Origin of the sequence: Providencia hangzhouensis (genome assembly GCF_029193595.2) — a bacterium.
GTDB classification, from domain to species: Bacteria; Pseudomonadota; Gammaproteobacteria; order Enterobacterales; family Enterobacteriaceae; genus Providencia; species Providencia hangzhouensis.
Map to the genome: position 1 here is coordinate 942,531 of NZ_CP135052.1, position 18,434 is coordinate 960,964.

The 18,434-nt window shown below is 36.8% G+C and carries 17 protein-coding genes; 8 read left to right on the plus strand and 9 right to left on the minus strand.

Features of this window, described 5'->3' with window-relative positions:
* Positions 1–45: 45 nt before the first annotated feature.
* From PZ638_RS04075 to PZ638_RS04090, 4 genes are all read right to left on the minus strand, one after another.
* Positions 46–2,052: a BCCT family transporter gene (locus PZ638_RS04075; RefSeq protein ID WP_094963056.1), complete on the minus strand. Its 2,007-nt coding sequence runs from the start codon at positions 2,050–2,052 to the stop codon at positions 46–48.
* A gap of 423 nt (positions 2,053–2,475) precedes the next feature.
* Entirely contained in the window at positions 2,476–2,742 is a 267-nt protein-coding gene (locus PZ638_RS04080) for a DksA/TraR family C4-type zinc finger protein (protein WP_275612181.1), read from the minus strand.
* A gap of 75 nt (positions 2,743–2,817) precedes the next feature.
* Positions 2,818–3,255, minus strand: coding sequence for a GNAT family N-acetyltransferase (locus tag PZ638_RS04085; RefSeq protein ID WP_004905264.1), 438 nt, complete (start codon positions 3,253–3,255; stop codon positions 2,818–2,820).
* Between the two features lie 143 nt (positions 3,256–3,398).
* The gene (locus PZ638_RS04090; RefSeq protein ID WP_036958543.1) at positions 3,399–3,722 is read right to left on the minus strand and encodes a hypothetical protein; all 324 of its coding nucleotides are present in this window, start codon (positions 3,720–3,722) and stop codon (positions 3,399–3,401) included.
* Between the two features lie 301 nt (positions 3,723–4,023).
* On the opposite strand from PZ638_RS04090, the gene PZ638_RS04095 reads away from it, so the two are divergent.
* Entirely contained in the window at positions 4,024–4,710 is a 687-nt protein-coding gene (locus tag PZ638_RS04095; protein ID WP_004905262.1) for a DUF421 domain-containing protein, read from the plus strand.
* Positions 4,711–4,759: 49 nt separating this feature from the next.
* Here PZ638_RS04095 and cptA read toward each other — a convergent pair whose 3' ends face one another.
* A complete protein-coding gene (cptA, locus tag PZ638_RS04100; RefSeq protein ID WP_094963057.1) occupies positions 4,760–6,469 on the minus strand; it encodes a phosphoethanolamine transferase CptA in 1,710 nt (569 codons plus the stop codon).
* Between the two features lie 360 nt (positions 6,470–6,829).
* Here cptA and PZ638_RS04105 point away from each other — a divergent pair, with 360 nt between their 5' ends.
* From PZ638_RS04105 to PZ638_RS04135, 7 genes are all read left to right on the plus strand, one after another.
* Entirely contained in the window at positions 6,830–8,008 is a 1,179-nt protein-coding gene (locus tag PZ638_RS04105) for an ion channel (protein ID WP_096864750.1), read from the plus strand.
* Between the two features lie 32 nt (positions 8,009–8,040).
* Positions 8,041–8,673, plus strand: a complete 633-nt coding sequence (gene ccmA, locus PZ638_RS04110) for a cytochrome c biogenesis heme-transporting ATPase CcmA (protein ID WP_004914240.1) — start codon at positions 8,041–8,043, stop codon at positions 8,671–8,673.
* Positions 8,658–9,323 (plus strand): heme exporter protein CcmB, encoded by a 666-nt coding sequence (gene ccmB, locus PZ638_RS04115; protein ID WP_004905254.1) that lies wholly within the window; start codon positions 8,658–8,660, stop codon positions 9,321–9,323. Before ccmA ends, ccmB begins: the two co-directional genes overlap by 16 nt.
* Positions 9,324–9,832: 509 nt before the next feature.
* On the plus strand, positions 9,833–10,054 hold the full coding sequence (locus PZ638_RS04120) for a hypothetical protein (RefSeq protein ID WP_196731726.1): 222 nt from the start codon (positions 9,833–9,835) through the stop codon (positions 10,052–10,054).
* Positions 10,055–10,435: 381 nt separating this feature from the next.
* Positions 10,436–10,783 carry a thioredoxin family protein gene (locus tag PZ638_RS04125; RefSeq protein ID WP_004905250.1) on the plus strand — a complete coding sequence of 116 codons (348 nt, stop codon included), beginning with the start codon at positions 10,436–10,438 and terminating at the stop codon, positions 10,781–10,783.
* Positions 10,784–10,825: 42 nt separating this feature from the next.
* Positions 10,826–11,620, plus strand: coding sequence for a sulfite exporter TauE/SafE family protein (locus tag PZ638_RS04130; RefSeq protein WP_004905249.1), 795 nt, complete (start codon positions 10,826–10,828; stop codon positions 11,618–11,620).
* Positions 11,621–11,842: 222 nt separating this feature from the next.
* Entirely contained in the window at positions 11,843–12,850 is a 1,008-nt protein-coding gene (locus PZ638_RS04135) for a LacI family DNA-binding transcriptional regulator (protein WP_094963061.1), read from the plus strand.
* A 156-nt stretch (positions 12,851–13,006) separates the two neighbouring features.
* Here the strand turns inward: PZ638_RS04135 and PZ638_RS04140 are convergent, their stop codons facing one another.
* From PZ638_RS04140 to PZ638_RS04155, 4 genes are all read right to left on the minus strand, one after another.
* Positions 13,007–13,978 carry an ABC transporter permease gene (locus PZ638_RS04140; protein WP_004905244.1) on the minus strand — a complete coding sequence of 324 codons (972 nt, stop codon included), beginning with the start codon at positions 13,976–13,978 and terminating at the stop codon, positions 13,007–13,009.
* Between the two features lie 10 nt (positions 13,979–13,988).
* Positions 13,989–15,473, minus strand: coding sequence for a sugar ABC transporter ATP-binding protein (locus tag PZ638_RS04145; protein ID WP_094963062.1), 1,485 nt, complete (start codon positions 15,471–15,473; stop codon positions 13,989–13,991).
* A gap of 156 nt (positions 15,474–15,629) precedes the next feature.
* Positions 15,630–16,490, minus strand: a complete 861-nt coding sequence (locus PZ638_RS04150) for an ABC transporter substrate-binding protein (RefSeq protein ID WP_370661211.1) — start codon at positions 16,488–16,490, stop codon at positions 15,630–15,632.
* Between the two features lie 151 nt (positions 16,491–16,641).
* Positions 16,642–17,715, minus strand: a complete 1,074-nt coding sequence (locus PZ638_RS04155) for an erythritol/L-threitol dehydrogenase (RefSeq protein ID WP_004905239.1) — start codon at positions 17,713–17,715, stop codon at positions 16,642–16,644.
* Positions 17,716–18,434: the final 719 nt, after the last annotated feature.

Consider the following 18,434-nt stretch of genomic DNA (forward strand, 5'->3'; position numbering starts at 1 on the left):
GTGAATTCTTATCGACACATTTTAGGTAATGTTTCTTTTTTGGGGCTACTTACCCAGTAAGTGTAAGAAATGGATATGTTTTTCGTATTGGTCTAGGATATCGTGAATGATCTGCTCTTTTGCCCAGCCCATCACGTCATAATCTTGCCCACCTTCTTTTAAGTGAATTTCAGCGCGATAGTAGCGTTGCTCCTCGCTCTTTTCATCATCACTTTCTGTCCCCATACCCGATAACGCAAATGACGGTTGAATATAGTAACGGAGGCGAACTTCGTATAAAAAGTTCATATCTTCGCCTAAATCCACTTCAAAACCTATTCGGTCATCTTTATCAGTATGGATATGGCATACAGTACCTTGCTTAGCCAGTTCTTCAGATACCATTTCCATTGATGGCTTCACAGATTCTTCCATAAAGCGTTTAACATGCGCGCGTTTAGGGAAATATACGATGTTACGCAAGCGTCGCTGCCACGGAATAGGGTTACGGCTGGCAGTTGGTGCAATGGTCGCTAACTGTTGGCTATCGCGCTTATAGGCATCGACTCTTAAGGCTTTGAACAAGCCATAAATGGAGGCGAGCAAAACGACAGCAAAGGGAAGAGCACTCGCAATTGTCAGTGTTTGTAACGCTTGGAGACCACCTGCGAGTAACATTGTTATCGCAACGATACCCATTAAACCCGCCCAAAAGATACGTTGCCAAACAGGGGTATTAGAATCGCCGCCTGAAGCTAAAGTATCAACCACCATTGCTCCTGAATCCGCTGAAGTCACGAAAAACACAATGACCATTAGCATAGCAAAGAAAGATAAAACCGAAGAGAATGGAAAATAATTAAGGAATTCAAACAAAGCGAGAGATACGTCTGCCTGAACAGTTTCGGCTAATAAGGTTGCGCCTTTATTTTTAATTAAATCAATCGCTGTGTTACCGAAGAATGTCATCCACATTAAAGTGAAGCCAGCAGGGACAAATAATACCCCCATGACAAATTCACGAATACTACGACCGCGAGAGATACGGGCAATAAACATACCGACAAATGGCGACCAAGATAACCACCATCCCCAATACAGTAGTGTCCAGCCGCCTAACCAATTACTTGATTTGGGTTCATAGGCATAGAGATTGAAGGTTTTATTGACGATCTCTGAAAGGTAGCCACCTGTATTCTCAACGAAAGATTTTAAAAGAAGCACAGTTGGCCCTAAAGCAACGATTAATACGAGCAATAGAAATGCGAGGCCAAGATTGAGTTCCGATAAGATACGGATACCTTTATCTAGCCCTGAAACAACGGAAATTGTTGCAAGCCCTGTAAAAATGATGATCAAAGCCACCTGTACGGTTTCGCTGACTGGTAAACCAAATAAATGGTTCATCCCAGCGTTAACTTGCAGTACACCGAAGCCTAAAGATGTTGCAACACCAAATACCGTCCCTACTACTGCAAATACATCAACTGCATGGCCTATTGGGCCATAAATACGCTCACCAATAATGGGGTAAAGGGCAGAGCGTAATGTGAGAGGGAGACCGTGGCGATAGCTAAAAAACGCTAAAATTAATGCGACAATGGCATAGATAGCCCAAGCATGTAACCCCCAGTGGAAGAACGTTAAGCGCATGGCTTCTTTTGCGGCTTCAACGGTTTGCGGTTCACCTACAGGTGGGTTGAGGTAGTGCATTACGGGTTCTGCAACCCCAAAAAACATTAGCCCAATTCCCATACCTGCTGAGAAAAGCATGGCAAACCACGAGACATAGCTAAAATTGGGTTGGGCGTGGTCAGGGCCTAATTTTATTTGCCCATAACGGGAGAGTCCCAGATAAGTCACACTCAAAAGAATAATAGCGACGGCTAGAATGTAAAACCAGCTAGCATTATTGAATAAGTTTTGCTGAAGATGACTTAGATGAGATTCTGCGACTTCTGGCATCAAAGCGGCAAAGCCAACGATAACCAAAATAATAACGGCAGAGCTATAAAATACAGGGGGACTAATTTTAGAACGAATTTTTTTAGAATCAGTATCAATTTGACTCATAACAACCTTCTTTTGTTTTGTTTTATTTTATTTTTGGCATACCGATATCGACAAATATGCAGCGAGCTGTCCTTCTTAATGAAACAATGAATAATTGCGAAAAATTTCCCCTAAGGAAACGAGATAGAAAGAACAATAATATGGTGTTGAGGGCAGGCTAAACTGCCAAAAATAGCGATGAAACCCGGGTCTTTATCACCTTCATAAGTTAAAAAATAGGCGGTTATACTGCCATGATACGAGTGAATGATCAACAATATCGGGAAATAACATTAAATAGAGGATAAAAATATCATGTTAATTATCATTAAATTAATAATTAACAGTGCAGTATTTACATGTTTTACCAATAAGTTAACGCAAATGAGTGAAAGTAAGTACTAGATAAGTAAAAACCTTAGATAAATGGAGGTGGAAATGTGATTAGCGTAATTGGCTATCCTTACTGCCACGCCGATTATAGCCACTAAATGTAGATTGTTTTTTATCTAATTCATTTTGGCAGTTGATACAGAATTTAACGCCGGGTAATGCTAAACGGCGAGCCTCAGGAATTGCCTCACCACACTCTTCACAAAAATCGGCACTTTCACCTGAGTGCAATTGGCGACGAGCTTTCGCTACCGCATCATCAAGAGTGGCATCAATTTGTTCTTGAACAGCATCTTCATTTGCCCAACCATTTGCCATCATTCACCTCTGTTTGATTAAATATTGACCTATATACCAATATAGAGGCGAGAAAATTTAATTCAAGGGCAATTATTACTCTAAAGATAATGTCATATAAATGTGGTCCATTCCCTCTTCATCATACATTTCTCCCTCAGTTTGGTACCCCAGAGTATGGTAAAAATCAATGGCAGTATATTGCGCTGAAAGAGCTATTTTATGGTAATGATGAGAACGGCCATATTGCTCTACAAATTTCATTAATTCACGTCCTAGCCCTTTACTTCGGTGTGATTTTTGTACTGCGACACGGCCAACTTTGATAAGATTGTCTTCAAGTAGTACACAACGTAATACTGCAGCTGGCTGCCCATCTAAATACAAAACGACATGTAATGCGGACTCATCATATTCATCGACATCGATATCAGCGGGAAACCCCTGTTCTTGAGTAAAAACTTGTTGGCGCAGGTTGAAAGCATCAGTAAGGAGTTCTGGGTTTGTGTACCCCATGCTATGTTTAATTTGCATTAGTTTTCCTGGTAGCTAGCGAATAAGAAACATAATTATATCGTGGAATGGCGAAAGAGTTAGGTGGGTTTTGTTGTTTTTTTGCACCAAATAAGAATGCAGGCATTTAAAGCCCACATTCTTGAAGGGAACTGAGCGGAAAATTATTTTTTATTGGTTTCTGCGTCATTTTCTGCTTTGAGCGATTCCGTTTTTTCTTTCATATCGGTTGCGACTTCGTCAGCTTTATTAATCGCATCTGTTTTAACTTCTTGGCTCAGTTCTGACGCATTTTGTTTTAACTCTTCAGCTTTATTTTGCGCATCTTTCGTTAATTCATCAGCTTTTTGTTCACCATCTTCTTTTAATTGCTGGGCTTTTTCTTCAGCTTGTTTAACGGTGTCACTTGGTTTGGATGAGTCATCACAACCTACGATAACTGTAACAATTCCCGCGAAAAGAAGTGAAGTGATGAGTTTTATATTCATAAACATATCCTTAGCACGATGCTGGTAAAAATGTTATTAAAGCTCGATATTGGCATAATCGCCAATGTGTATATTTAACTATAGTTGAAATTAAGTGAGTTATAAAATAATTAGGTAAAAAACTGAAATCGTTATATTTTTTTTGATTGTAAACTCAAGTGAATGCTTTTTTTTGGAAAGTCATCTCTTGTTCCATGCTATAGAGTTATAAAATATAGAAAACCAAGCTAAACTGTTCGAACTTATTATTAAATAAATAATGAAAACAAATGTATGGCTTAGATAACAAAGGAATAGCATTATGGCGTACTATTATTCGTTGATTATTTTAAAATTTATTATCGGTTTTGCCATTGTTATCACTCATATGAATCTATCGGGAAAAACGCAGCTTTCCCAAATGACTCCTATTGATTTTATTGGTAATTTTGTTTTAGGAGGTATTATTGGTGGGGTGATTTACAGTGATACTATCCCATTGTACCAGTATGTGACTATTTTAATTATTGGTGTTTTGTTTATAAGCTTTTTGAACTTTTTAACAAAAAGATTTAATTTTTTTCGTAATGTGGCCATTGGTAATCCCATACCTATCATTAAAAAAGGCCAATTTATAATGGAAAACATCTTAGAAAAAGCCAATAAGATAGATCTCATCAATATTTCATCTAGAATTCATGCACAAGGCATTCATTCCTTTCAAGAAATTTATTATGCACAAATAGAACCTGATGGGCAGCTAACCATTATTTGTGATGAAAAAAATATGCCATCAGTGATCCTGATAAAAGAAGGGGTTATTAGAAGCTATGGTTTGGAATCTATCGAAAGAGATGAAGCTTGGTTAATGCAGCAAATTGAATTACAAGATATTGAATCAATAAACGATATTTTCTTAGCTGAATTTTGGCGTGGTGAAGTCACGTTTATTTTGCGGGATGGTAAAATAAACCGCAAGGGAGCACAGCATCTGAAAGTTATAGCTTAAATGAATAGGTCGGTGAAATGCAGATAACATTTCACCGACAGAGACCTAATTATTGTTTTAAATCATCATAAAGCATTAATGAGGATTTATTATCTGGGTCACCAATATAACGAGGTTGAGGTTTAAATGCCTCATTAAACAGGCTTTTTTCGGGCTCAAACCCAGTATAGTTTAAACCTGCTAAATCAGACCACGCGTAGATAAAGTCCATATTACTGAATGGTCGGGTTGTTTTATCATTCAAATCAAATTGATGAGTTGATAGCCACTCAGGTGATTGCCAAACTAGGAAAGGCACATTATAAATGACTTTACTTGGCTTACCTTCACTACGCCCTAACATTTTATGAGGCGGGGTATCATAAACATCTTCACCATGGTCTGAGAAAAACACCAGAAAACCATTTTCTTTTGAAGAATCAAAGTCCTTGATTAATGTTGAAACAACATAATCGTTATAATGTTGTGCGTTATCGTAAGCATTATAATCTTTCACTTCATCATCATTTAGGTTAGCGGGAACCACGCTGTCTTTATCTTTGAAAATGGCTTTATCTTCTGGATAGCGGAACTCATAGCGCATATGTGTTCCTAACAGATGGACCACGATAAATTTCTTTTCTGCTGGGTCTGCAAGCGCTTCTTTGAATGGTGCAAAAACCACGTCATCATAGATACGTGAGCTTTGAGCCATATCATTATTCAAATAATATTGCTTATCTGTTTGGCGAGAGAATGCCGTTAATAAGGTGTTGCGTTCAGTCATCGTCTGCTGGTTAGTGATCCAAAACGTTTTAAAGCCCGCTTGCTTCATCATGTTCATCATAGAAGGGCGCGAATTGAATAGTTCAGGCTCAGTTTGTGTCGCAAACGTCAGAATTTGTTGTAGTGCTTCAATAGTATAAGGTCGCGACGTCACAACATCATTGAATACGGATAAATTAGCAGGATAATCCCTTGCAAGTTCATCTAACTCAGGTGTCGTTGGGCGTGAATAGCCATATAGGCTCATTCTATCGCGGCTGGTGGACTCACCTATTACTAATACAAATGTGCGGGGTGTATCACCGTTTGCATCGACAAAGTTTTCTAATGGTGGAATTTTACTGTTGTCGCGGATTAATTCTTCCATGTTTGCTAGCTGGTTTTTATATAAAAAGTAACCACTCACAAACTGCCATGGCGCAGCGTAGGCGAGTTTACTATTTAAATATGATGCGACATTGGCCATTGGTCGGTCTTGTTTAATGCCTTTGTTATAATAAGGAATACCGAACAAAATAACTAAAATTAACAATGAAATACCGATTCGCCCTGACTTTGGCAGTGTTACCGGTTTTAGACGTGTCCATAGAAAAATTGCGACTACAGTATAGGCGAGTATGACTCCTAAGACTTTGAAGCTAAAATATTGTTTAAGGAATTCGCCTGCTTCATTAGTATTGGTTTCAAACATCACAAACATGACACTTTGGGATATTTGATGCCCATAAACCACAAAGTAGGCGAGGGCAACTACCGAAGAAAGCCATAAAACAATACCAATTAGTCCCGCAACTAACTTAACTTTTTTAGGGAACAGTAGGGCAGGAACCAGCCAAAGAGAGCTATAGAGTAGTGAATCTCTTAGGCCAATAGAATTACTTTGTCCTGTTACGAGCACATACAGTTGTAATAGTGATGAAAAATACCAAAAGTAGATTAGTAACCAGAACAGTGAGGTCCAGCTAAATTTTTCCGAGTGTGTAGTGTTACTCATAGGTTTTTAAACTCTTGTTTTCTATTATTGTTAAATCGAATTGAAAAATAATTGAGAAATCGGTTTTTAGATATAAAGACGTAGTTTAAGTTCCAAAATATATTATCTATAAATAATATTTCCTTAATAATCATATAACCGTTTGTTTACTAGTGTTTTTTAAAAGCTGTTTTGTTCGCTTGGAATTGGGCAGCTATCGTGATATTCAATTATAGACGATGTTTTGCTAGCCATTGTTAAAATAGTAAAATGTCCAATTAGCATTTGTCATCGTCTTTACGCCATTGGTACTATCCTTTGATGTATTTATGGTATATAAGAAAATTTGACGAATGCATCAATGAAGGGTGAGAGCAATACATGTTAGATAATTCATTTGTGGCTTTTTTAAAATCACCTCTATCAATCAGGGTGTTGCTTTCATTGCTAATAATTATTGATGGCGCAATGATTTTAAAGCCTGTATTAAGTGCTTATACCGACTACATTGATTGGCGCGAGTCAGGGCTAACACAGTGGTTAAAATCACTCGGCTTTATGAAGTTACTGGATATTCCTCGTTTTTTATTGGGAATTTCACTGATTTTCCTATCGTTATTTATGGTTAACGGAGCCCGTATTGCTTGGGTGTTCTCCTTATTTTTACTTGGGATTATTTCATTTGTTGACCTGCGGTTAACACAAGAAAACATACATCAAGGTTATTTTTCCCTCTTTTTATTGGTTGCTTTGTGCCTTTTTTGGAAGTTGTATCATCACCATAGCTTAACCAGTGCTGGCTTTGTGGCAATAACCTGTATTATTGCATTATTGCTGTATTCCATTTTTGGTACTTTATATATTGGTGATGAATTTTCACCAGTGGTTAAAGACGGCACAACGGCCTTTTATTTTGCTTTAGTCTGCATGACAACGGTCGGGTTTGGTGACATTGTTCCGGTTACAGTGGATGCGCGTGTATTCACGGTGACGGTGATTATTTTAGGAATTACAATTTTTACCACTTCAGTGGTTTATATTGTTGGGGTGTTAGCGAAAGGTACGAAAGAAATCGTGCGTAAGAGGTTTTCTTATATGAAAAATCATTATGTGGTGATTGGTAGCACACCAATGGCTGTCAATGTCTATCAAGGGCTGAAAAAACGAGAGCTGCCGGTGGCTGTGATTTGCCAAGAAAACCATCGCAGTCATTATCCCGAAAAAGATAATATTGTGACCGGTGACCCAACCAGTTCCGAATTGCTCGCCGCTGCTAATGTTAAACACGCAAAGTGTGTGTTAGTGATGACAGATAGCGATTCGCTCAGTACTTTCGCTTTATTGGGAGTGAAAGAGCAAGCAGGGGAAGGTAGCTCGGTAAAAACCGTGGTGCTAATTAACCAAGAGAGCAATATGGATAAAGTTCGCTTACTTAAACCTGATATGTTGTTTTCATTATCTACGCTAGGTTCAGAGGTTTTGATGCAAGTGCTTTGCGGTGAAGCAATATCGAGCGACTCTATTAGTGATATGCTGTTGAACAAAGTTGCAAAAAGCTAACCTTAAAATAAAAATAACGGGAATTGTGCTTCATGCTAAGTGCTCAACAAGTGAGTTGCCATCGGCAAAATAGGGTGTTATTCCATCAACTTGATTTTATAGTGCAACCTAGTGAAATCTTGCAAGTTGAAGGGCCAAATGGAGCGGGGAAAACAACCTTGCTACGAATGATGGCTGGGTTATTAAAACCTGATGAAGGGGCTGTCTGTTGGAATAATCAATCGATTGATAAACTAAAAGAAGAATTTACTCGTCATTTACTTTATTTAGGCCACAAACCAGCGGTTAAATCATTATTAACACCTTATGAAAACCTCAAATTTTATTACCAAATGCACCATAAAGGGCATGAAGGTGAGCGTATTTGGTCTGCTTTAGAAGAAGTTTCGTTAATTGGTTATGAAGATATTCCTGTTAGCCAACTTTCTGCTGGGCAACAACGGCGTGTTAATTTAGCGAGGTTATGGCTAAGCGAAGCTCCTCTGTGGATACTTGATGAGCCTTTTACCGCAATTGACGTGGCGGGGGTCGCTCGTTTAACAGAACGTTTTCATCAGCATGCAGAGCAAGGGGGGATTATTTTGTTTACCTCCCACCAAGCGATGTCAGGGCAATTTGGTTCACTAAAACTGACGGGTGGGGTTGAATCATGTTTTGGTTATTAATTAAAAGAGAGCTTAAAATTGCGTTTCGAGGTTTTTCTGAGCTCGTTAATCCGCTATGGTTTTTCTTAATTGTTATCACACTATTTCCCTTGAGTATTGGTCCTGAACCTCAATTATTAGCGCGCATTGCGGTTGGGGTGTTTTGGGTTGCGGCCATTTTATCTTCACTATTATCACTAGAGCGTTTATTTAAGGATGACTACCTTGATGGCTCCCTTGAGCAACTGTTACTCGCACCGCATCCTTTATTTATCACTGTATTTGCGAAGGTGATTGCCCACTGGTTAGTCACAGGGCTGCCCTTGATCTTGTTATCCCCTGTTGCGGCATTAATGTTGTCTTTTAGCGCAGACACACTATTTGTATTAGCAGGGACATTATTATTGGGCACACCTGTATTGAGTTTTATTGGGGCGATTGGTGCAGCATTAACCGTTTCCTTAAAAAAAGGCGGTGTCTTGGTGAGCTTGCTTGTTTTACCGCTGTATATTCCTGTGCTGATTTATGCAACAGGTACGATGGAAGCCCACAGCTTTAAAATGCCTCTCGATGGCTATTTTGCCATTCTTGCCGCGTTATTTGCCGCCAGTATTACTTTTTCTCCTCTCGCTATCGCCGCTGCGCTGAAGCTTAATATTAGCAATAGCTAATTATTTTTCTCTCGTCAAAATAGATAACAAGAGCAAATTAATTTTTGCCTTGTTATCTATTGTCGGTTCAGAATTGAAATATAATAATTACTTATACATTTAACGGGTGTTTTTTCTTAAGATTTCATTTTATTCAACTAGTTAATGGGCTTTATTTGTGTTTTTGATACAAATAAAGGTAAGTTTTATAAAAATCGCATTGAACTCAAATAATTTATTTAAATTGCTACCGTTTTATATTGTTTATTACAAAAAATATTTTTATGTTAAATTATAATCATAATATATGAAGTTAGATGAGTTATAAAAAAGCTTAAATGAGTGTGATTGTAATTTGACTTAAGGTATATGAAGTTTCGTATATTACTTTATCTCAAACCAATACAATTAATAATTCTAATGATTTTAAAACGTAATTTTAGCTATAGATCGATTTTGCTTACCTTTTGTCTCCCTATGGTAGCCAAGCGGGCGGTGGTTCACTGAGTCTCAATGCCAGCAAAACCGAGATGCACAGCGATTACCAATCGGTGGATAAACAAACTGGCATCAATGCAGGCAAAGCCAGCAACACCACTCATACAGCGGTATCGGAAGGTGAGATTGTTATTTGCGATAAGGTAAATCAGAAACAAGATGTTACTGATTTAAGTCGATATACAGACAATGCCCATGAGAAGCTGAATATGATTTTTGATAAAGAAAAAGAACAGAAACGGATACCCATCTAAATGGGTTAAAATTGAAAAGCTAATAATGAATAAGAGTAAAAATATAGTTTATTATTTAATAATAAACATCTTTAAATAATCTAGGTTCATCAAAGCTAATAATATTCATGAATAAAAATCCAATGTATAATAAAAAACTAAAAGTGGTTCATGTATCGTATGGTTTTTAAAAGTTAATATAGCGAGTTTATTCTTGTTATTTATTATGAATCATATTTTTATGCTTTATTGTGATAAAATGTTAAATTGGTTTATTGTTCTTAAATGAAAATAATCAAATGCCAAATAATACTAAATAATTAATGGACAAAAGGTGACTTATTATCTAGTTTATTGTTCCAATATGTTAGTTTAGGAAAAAATCACAAAAGGTAGCATATAATGTCGAATATTTTATCATTAGATAGTGATAATTTCTCGAGTACACTTTACCCCCTAGAGCAAGATGAGCAACAAACTGTAGTTGTTTATTTTTCGGCTTCTTGGTGTTTACCGTGTAAAAATATGTATCCTATTTTTACTAAGCTTTCTGAGTATTTTCAAGAAAATAACATCGATTTTGGTATTGTTGATATTGCTCAATCGCCCACTTTAGCTCCTCGATATGGTATAAAATCAGTGCCGACAATTGCGGTTTTCCAAGATACTCGGTTAATCGATATTATTGCAGGAGAAGTACCATTTAATAGGGCATTAATGGTATTGGAGAAAACGCTCGGTAAGCGTTAATATTCAGCGAATATATTTAATAATAATGATAAGACATTCATAATGTTAATACTGATATTAGAAGGGCTATTGATAGGCTGTCTACTAGGTTTAACGGGAGCGGGAGGTGGAATTCTTGCTGTTCCTGCTTTAATGGCAAGCCAAAATTGGAGTGTAGCATTAGCAGCACCTGTAGGGCTTTTAGCTATTACAATAGCGGCTTTTATTAGTGTTATTCAAGGGCTTATAAAAAAGAATATTCGCTATAAAGCAGCTATTTGGATAGCGCTATTGAGTATTCCTTCTGCTAAGTATGGTATTTACCTTGCCCATATTGTTCCTCCAGTTTGGTTAACGCTTATTTTTAGCCTTGTTATGCTTTATGTCGGGGGACGTATATTTTTCAATCGGGGTGATGAGCAAAATGATGCACATTGTTTAATTAATACAGAAACTGGGAAATTTATTTGGAACACTAAAACAGCGTTAATCTTTGGGGGAATTGGTGTCATTACAGGATTACTTACTGGCATGTTAGGTGTCGGTGGTGGTTTTATTATTGTTCCTGCATTGCGAAAATTCACTAATTTGAATATGAAGAGTATTATCGCAACATCATTAATGGTTATCTTCTGTATTGGTAGTATTAGTATTTTTATTAATGTCTGGAATGGGTTTCAATATCCTAAAGAAATTAGCATCGTTTTCATTGCTTCATGTGTTGTTGGCTTATTAATTGGTCGATTAATAATGCATTATATTTCTAATAAAGCCATTCAAATACTATTTTCAAGTGCTGTTATCTTTGTTGCCTTAGGGTTGATTTCATCAGTATTGATTGAATTTAATGTCATTTGAAATAGGTTTTAAATATCACTTATTAAATAAATTTTTATAATTCATGCAGTGTGTCACTATTTTGAATGTTCAATCATTTATTCTTCTTTAAAAAAGTAAATTTGATTTATCTTCAAGCTCAAAAAGGTATAATGAACCATCGCATTTTTCTACCCTGATAATAGTGAAATGGATTGCTAATATACTCTTCTGGGTAATCATTAAAGGTTGACTAGTATAATTATGACAAAACAAGATAGCTCAACAACGATAATTGATATAGCTAAACGTGCTAATGTAACTGATATTACAGTCTCTAGAGCATTTAATCATCCTGAGATGGTAAAGAAGGAAACTCGAGATAAAATATTAGCGATAGCACAAGAGCTCAATTATGTGCCAAATCTTTTTGCACGTAATCTGAAAAACAAAAATAGCCGCATAATAGGTGTGGTTACTGATAGCACATTTAACCCATTTTATATCGTACTAATTCAAACAGTCTCACGCTTAGCGAAAGAAAAAGGCTATCAAGTCATGATTTTTGATTCAGATAGTGATGAAAAAGCAGAAAAAACAGCAATCGAAACATTAGTCAGCTACAAAGCGAGCGGTATTTTACTATCGCCAGTTCGTGACGATAAAGACTATCAACCAAGTTACTTATCATTAATTGATCAACATAATGTGCCTTTAGTTTTTGTTGACCGTTCAATTTATGGTTATCAAAATAAGTATTCAGGACTGTTTTTGAAAAACTTTGAAATTGGCGCTTTAACAGGAAAATTTCTTAACCAGCAAAATAGTGAAAATACACTTATTGTTTCAGGTCCAGAAGGATCTGAAATTAGTTTGTCTCGTTTAGCGGGTATATATAAAAATTTTCCAAATAGAAAAAATATTAATGTCTTATACAGCAGTTATATGTTTAACAAGAATGATGAAGATTATCTAAGAAAAAAAGTTCAAGAGCTTTATACACCAAATATGTATATTGTTGGGCTGAATGGAATTATTACGGCAGGGATGTATAAAATTATTTTAGAACTAGGACTTTCTTGCCGTTATTTTTCTGTAGATTTACCACCCTATGCAGATACTTATCATTTATCTATTTCTGGTGTACATCACGATTCGGTATATCTTGGTGAATTAACAACTGAGTTATTGTTTTCTGAAATAGAGCGAGATTCACATAAAGACCATAAAACAAAACAGATATTTGTTGATGGGAAACTTGTTGTTTATTAATAAGAGTTAGAAAGAAAGTCCTTTGTGATTTATATACTCTAAAGAATTTTAGTTGTATATGAACACAGTCAACACCCATGCAACTTGAAGTATGGCGATTATAGATAGGCAGGTAATGATACCTGCCTATCTTAATGGCGATGAGGTATTATTAATTTAGCGTTTCATTGAGCTAATTAAGGTAGCGCCCCAAATAATTAAACCTTTTACAATATATTGAACATAAGGTGAAATACCTAATAAATTTAAACCATTATTAAGTACGCCTAAGATCATTGCGCCAATCAGTGTGCCAATGATCATACCACGGCCTCCTGCAATTGAAGCGCCGCCGAGTACGACCGCAGCAATAGCATCTAACTCAAATCCTACCCCTGCATTGGGTTGCCCACTCATTACTCGAGAGGTAAATATTAACCCAGCGAATGCAGCAGTAAAACCGCTAATAACGTAAACTAACATTTTATAACGTTCAACGCGGATACCACTGAGGCGTGCAGCTTCTTCATTACCGCCAATGGCGTAAATATAACGGCCAAAAGAGACATGATTTAGTACAACATAGAAAATAAGATAAAGGCCAAGCATTAATAAAATAGGAACTTGAATTCCCATTAATTCTTCGCGTCCCCAAAAAGCAAATTCTTGAGGTAACCCTGACACTGGGTAGCCACCGGTATAAATTAAGGCTAGCCCTTTAGCAATAATCATGGCGCCTAAAGTGACAATGATTGGTGGCATTTTACCATAAGCGGCTAAAATTCCATTAATGAAGCCAAAAGCAACACCGGATAATAAGCCCAGAGCAATTGCGGCGTAAGGGTCCATTCCATAATATTTCATTAAGCCAGCCATCAAGGTTCCAGAAAGCGCCATAACAGCACCAACGGACAAGTCAATTCCACCTGTTAAGATAGCAAATGTCATACCAATAGCGATGATGGCATTAATAGAAACCTGACGAGCAATGGTCGAAAGGTTATTTACAGTTAAAAAATGTTCATTAAAAATGGACATGCAGACAAATAAAAGAATTAAACCAACAAGTGGTAAAAATGCAGGTATTTTTGTTAGCTTAGAAAAACTAAATTTATTTTTAGTTAATGGAATTGCACTTTGATTAGACATAGTCGTTATCCTATATAATATTGCCGGCCGCATGTACCATGATCTGAGTTGAGTTTATTTCGTCTCCAGTTAACTCAGCAGCAATTTCACCATCTCGAAAAACCAAAACTCTATCACTGACACCAATAACTTCTGGTAGCTCCGATGAAATCATAATAATGGAAATTCCTTTTTCAGTTAGAGAGCGCATTAACTGATAAATTTCTGATTTTGCCCCAACATCAATACCTCGGGTGGGTTCGTCGAAAATAAGAATTTTGGCTTGTTTATTTAGCCAGCGAGCAATAACAACCTTTTGCTGATTTCCACCACTTAAAGTAGAAACCGCGGTGTGAGGTTCTGGTGTTTTAACTTTTACTTGGGAAATTAAATCAATAGATAAAGTGAGTTCTTTTTTATTTTGAATTAAAAATAATTTTTGAGCATGATTGTTTAACCATATATTTTCTTTAACGGAAAAGGGCAATACAAGGCCTTGAGTTTTTCGGCTTTCTGGTAATAAACCGATACCTAATTGCAATGCAGCCGCAGCCGATTTAACTTTAACTTCTTTGCCTTCTAAAATAACTTTCTTCTTATATGCTTTATCAGCACCGATCATGGCAAGAATAGTTTCTGTGCGACCCGATCCCACCAACCCCGCAAGCCCTAAAATTTCACCTCTCTTTAATTGAAGGTGGTTAGTTGGGCTATATGAGAAACGCTGAACTTCTGCATCTAAGATGACTTCTTGCTCGTTGAATTGGCGTTTATGAGGATAAATATTCTCAACTTCACGACCAACCATCATTTCGATAATAACGTCTAAATCTGTTTCATCGACCTTACGCGACCCTATATATTGTCCGTCACGTAGTACACTGATGGTGTCACAGATTTCATAAATTTCTTCTAGATGGTGGGAAATAAAAAACATTCCAACCCCTTTAGCTTTTAAATCACGCATTACATCGAATAAATGGTTTGCTTCATTGGGGGTTAATGTCGCAGTTGGCTCATCTAACACTAAAATTTTAGCATCCAAAGACAGAGCCTTTGCGATTTCAACAAACTGTTGCTCTGCGATACTTAAATGGCTAATAGGTTCATCAATATTGATGTTTACACCCAGCTCAGCTAGGATTTCCTGCGATTTTTTTCGCATTAATTTTCTATCTAATAAACCAAACTTATTTTTTAACTCTCGATTTAAAAATATATTTTCAAAAGCGTTTAAATAAGGAATAAGAGAAAATTCTTGGAAAATAATACCTACGCCAGCTTTGATGGCATCTCTGTAGTTATGAAAGGTGTGTTCTTTGCCTTCAATCAGAATTTGTCCGCTATCAGGTTTATGTATTCCACATAACACTTTCATTAGCGTTGATTTACCTGCGCCGTTTTCACCTAATAATGCGTGAACCTCCCCTTTTTCTAGGGAGAGATTAATATTATCTAACGCCTTAACCCCAGGGAAAGTTTTACTGACATCTTTTAATGCTAATAATTGCATCATATTGCTTCCCTATATTTCTCAACTGCTTAAAAATGGGTAACAAAGCCATTTGGAATTTTTATTCCAATATGCATTTAATAATTAATATTTATGAAAATGTATTGCACCGAACATCAGAAATACAGGTGCAATACATTGGTTATTGATAACTAACGATTACCAGTGAAAATCTTTAGCATTGGTTTTGTCGATCAATTTAACATCAATTGGGACTTCTTTAGGGACATTAGCGCCCCAGTATTTTGCTAAGCCCATAGCTAAACCAATACGAACTTGGTCACGAGGGAATTGCGCTGAAGTAGCAATAAATGGAGAGTTACCTTTGGCAATTTCAGCAACCGCTTCAGGGGAACCGTCAACACTCACTAATTTGACATCACGACCAGAGGACTCAATCGCTGCTAACGCACCTAAAGAACCGACATCGTTAACACTGAAAATCCCATTTAGCGTTGGGTTTGCTTGCAACATATTTTCTGTAACGTTCATTGCAGTATCACGTTCTTGTTTACCGTTCAATTTAGTTACGATTTTGATATTTGGATATTCTTTCATCGCTGCTTCAAAACCACGAACACGCTCAAGAATTGGCACAACAGGAATACCATCTAAAATTGCCACTTCGCCTTTGCCGCCTAATGCTTCACCTAAACGTTTACCTGCCATTAAGCCAGCATCATAGTTTTTAGAACCAACGAAAGAGTCAATTGGGCCATTTGCTTGAGCATCAATGGCGATAACTACAACTCCCGCTTTTTTCGCTGCCAGTACAGCCGTTTCCGCACCAACGCTATCTGCCGGGTTTATTAACAGAATATCGATTTTTTTCTGTAACATATCTTCGATATCACTGGTTTGTTTTGATACATCATGAGCCGCATCAGAAATGTATAGTTGTGCGCCCATATCACCCGTTGCGCTCTCTAAGGCTTCCTTCATGGTGACAAAATATTCATTGTTTAATTCTTGAAATGACATACCCACTGAAACTGGCTTAGCGGTAGCGTTAAATGCCATACCTAAAGTCAGTACACTTGCAGCGACAGCTAACTTTTTAAATTTACTCAGCATAAGATGTTCTCCTAAAAGAGCGTTTAATTATATGTAGGGTTTTTACTTATTTAGTGTTTATTTGAATTATCAATTATTACTGCCAGTTAAAACATGTTTATGGCTTGATGACGACTTTAATTGAGTCTGCCGATTTCGCCATGACAAAGGCTTCTTCCCAATCATCGATGGAATAGAAGTGAGTAACGATATCATCAGCACTAACTAAGCCACGGCTAAATAGGTCAATAGCGACTTCATAACTATATGGCCCTAAGTGAGCACCGCGGATATCGAGTTCTTTGCGGTCACCAATGATTGACCAGTCAACTGTTGTTTCTTTACCAAACACGCTGAATTCCACGAAACGGCCAAGTTTGCGGATCATTTCTAGCCCTTGAGTAACACCGATTGGTGCACCCGTTGCTTCAATATAAACGTCACAGCCATAGCCTTCAGTCATATCTTTGACTAATTTAATCGCATCTTCTTTCAGTGGATTGATAACGACATCTGCACCAAATTTTTTTGCTAATTCAAGGCGCTCATCAATCGCATCAATGACAACCAATTTTTTCGGCGTTTTTAATTTTGCGACTTGGATCATGCACAGCCCTAGTGGGCCTGCACCTGCAATGACGACGACGTCATTTAAATCAATATCACCACGGCGTACAGTGTGGATAGCACAAGCCATTGGCTCAATTAATGCGGCATCTTTATCAGATAGTTCATCAGGGATTTTATGAATAATGGCGCGTTCTGAAAAACGCATATATTCAGCCATACCACCGTCGGCAACTTCTTTTTGGAAACCGTAAATATCATGGGTTTCACACATCCAGTATTTGCCAGACTTACAGAAACGGCACTCCCAGCAAGGGACTATCTGTTCTGCTAAGATGCGGTCACCGATTTTCAGTTTGAATTTTTCAGCGGAGCCTTCACCGAGCTCTGCAACGCGGCCATAAAACTCATGGCCAGGAACTACTGGGGCTTTGATCCATGGGTCATCTCCCCAAAACATTTGAGCACCATCGTTGGCTTTACAGTCGCCAGCACAGATCCCGCACCCATCAACTTTGATGACAACTTCTCTAAATCCTGGCGTTGGTCTTTTAATATTTTCAAAGCGATAATCATGTGGGCCATGACAAACAACTGCTTTCATTTTTTCAGGTAGGTTACTCATGTTCTAAGACCTCTTTCTAGTTGTTAACCCTAATGTTGACGTCAACATTAAGCGTTTTTTTATAACGCATTTGCTTTAGTTTTTTAACGCTTAACTATCAATATTGATATGTATGTAAGAAAAATGGTTGTTTAATGTTATAGATAAAATAAATTTTTTTTAATATGACGACGTCGTCATTTTTGAAAGTCAGTATCTTAAAAACTAAAATTTGTGATTTAAGCCCTAATTTTAGTCACTTAATTGAGTACTTTCATTGGGAAATGAGACTGCCGAAACTGACTTTGTAACATGATGAAAATCATAATAAAAATCTTAATTCATTCCTTATTCTGTTTTTTTAAGAAATGAATATGAAGCCGAGTATAATTATTTTAACTATTTTCAGAAGTGAATATTTCATGCAAAAACATTTCAGCTCACACTTTTGAATGAAAACAAATTTAAACTACATTTTATAAAGAGATATTGAGTGGTTAACAGGACATTATTTTTAATTTATAAAATTTAATTTAAAAAATTAAATAGAGTAATGAGTCATTTTGATACGCTGCTATAATATTTTCTTTGCAGATATACCTATAGGTATTAAAAAAATAGCTTTATACCTTGTAATTGTATTTTACCAATTAAGCAAAGTATAAAGCTAAATAGAGCCAAAGTTTAACTTCATTTTGTCAATAAAATCATTTTGTTATATTCTAAAGAGGGTGAGGAAA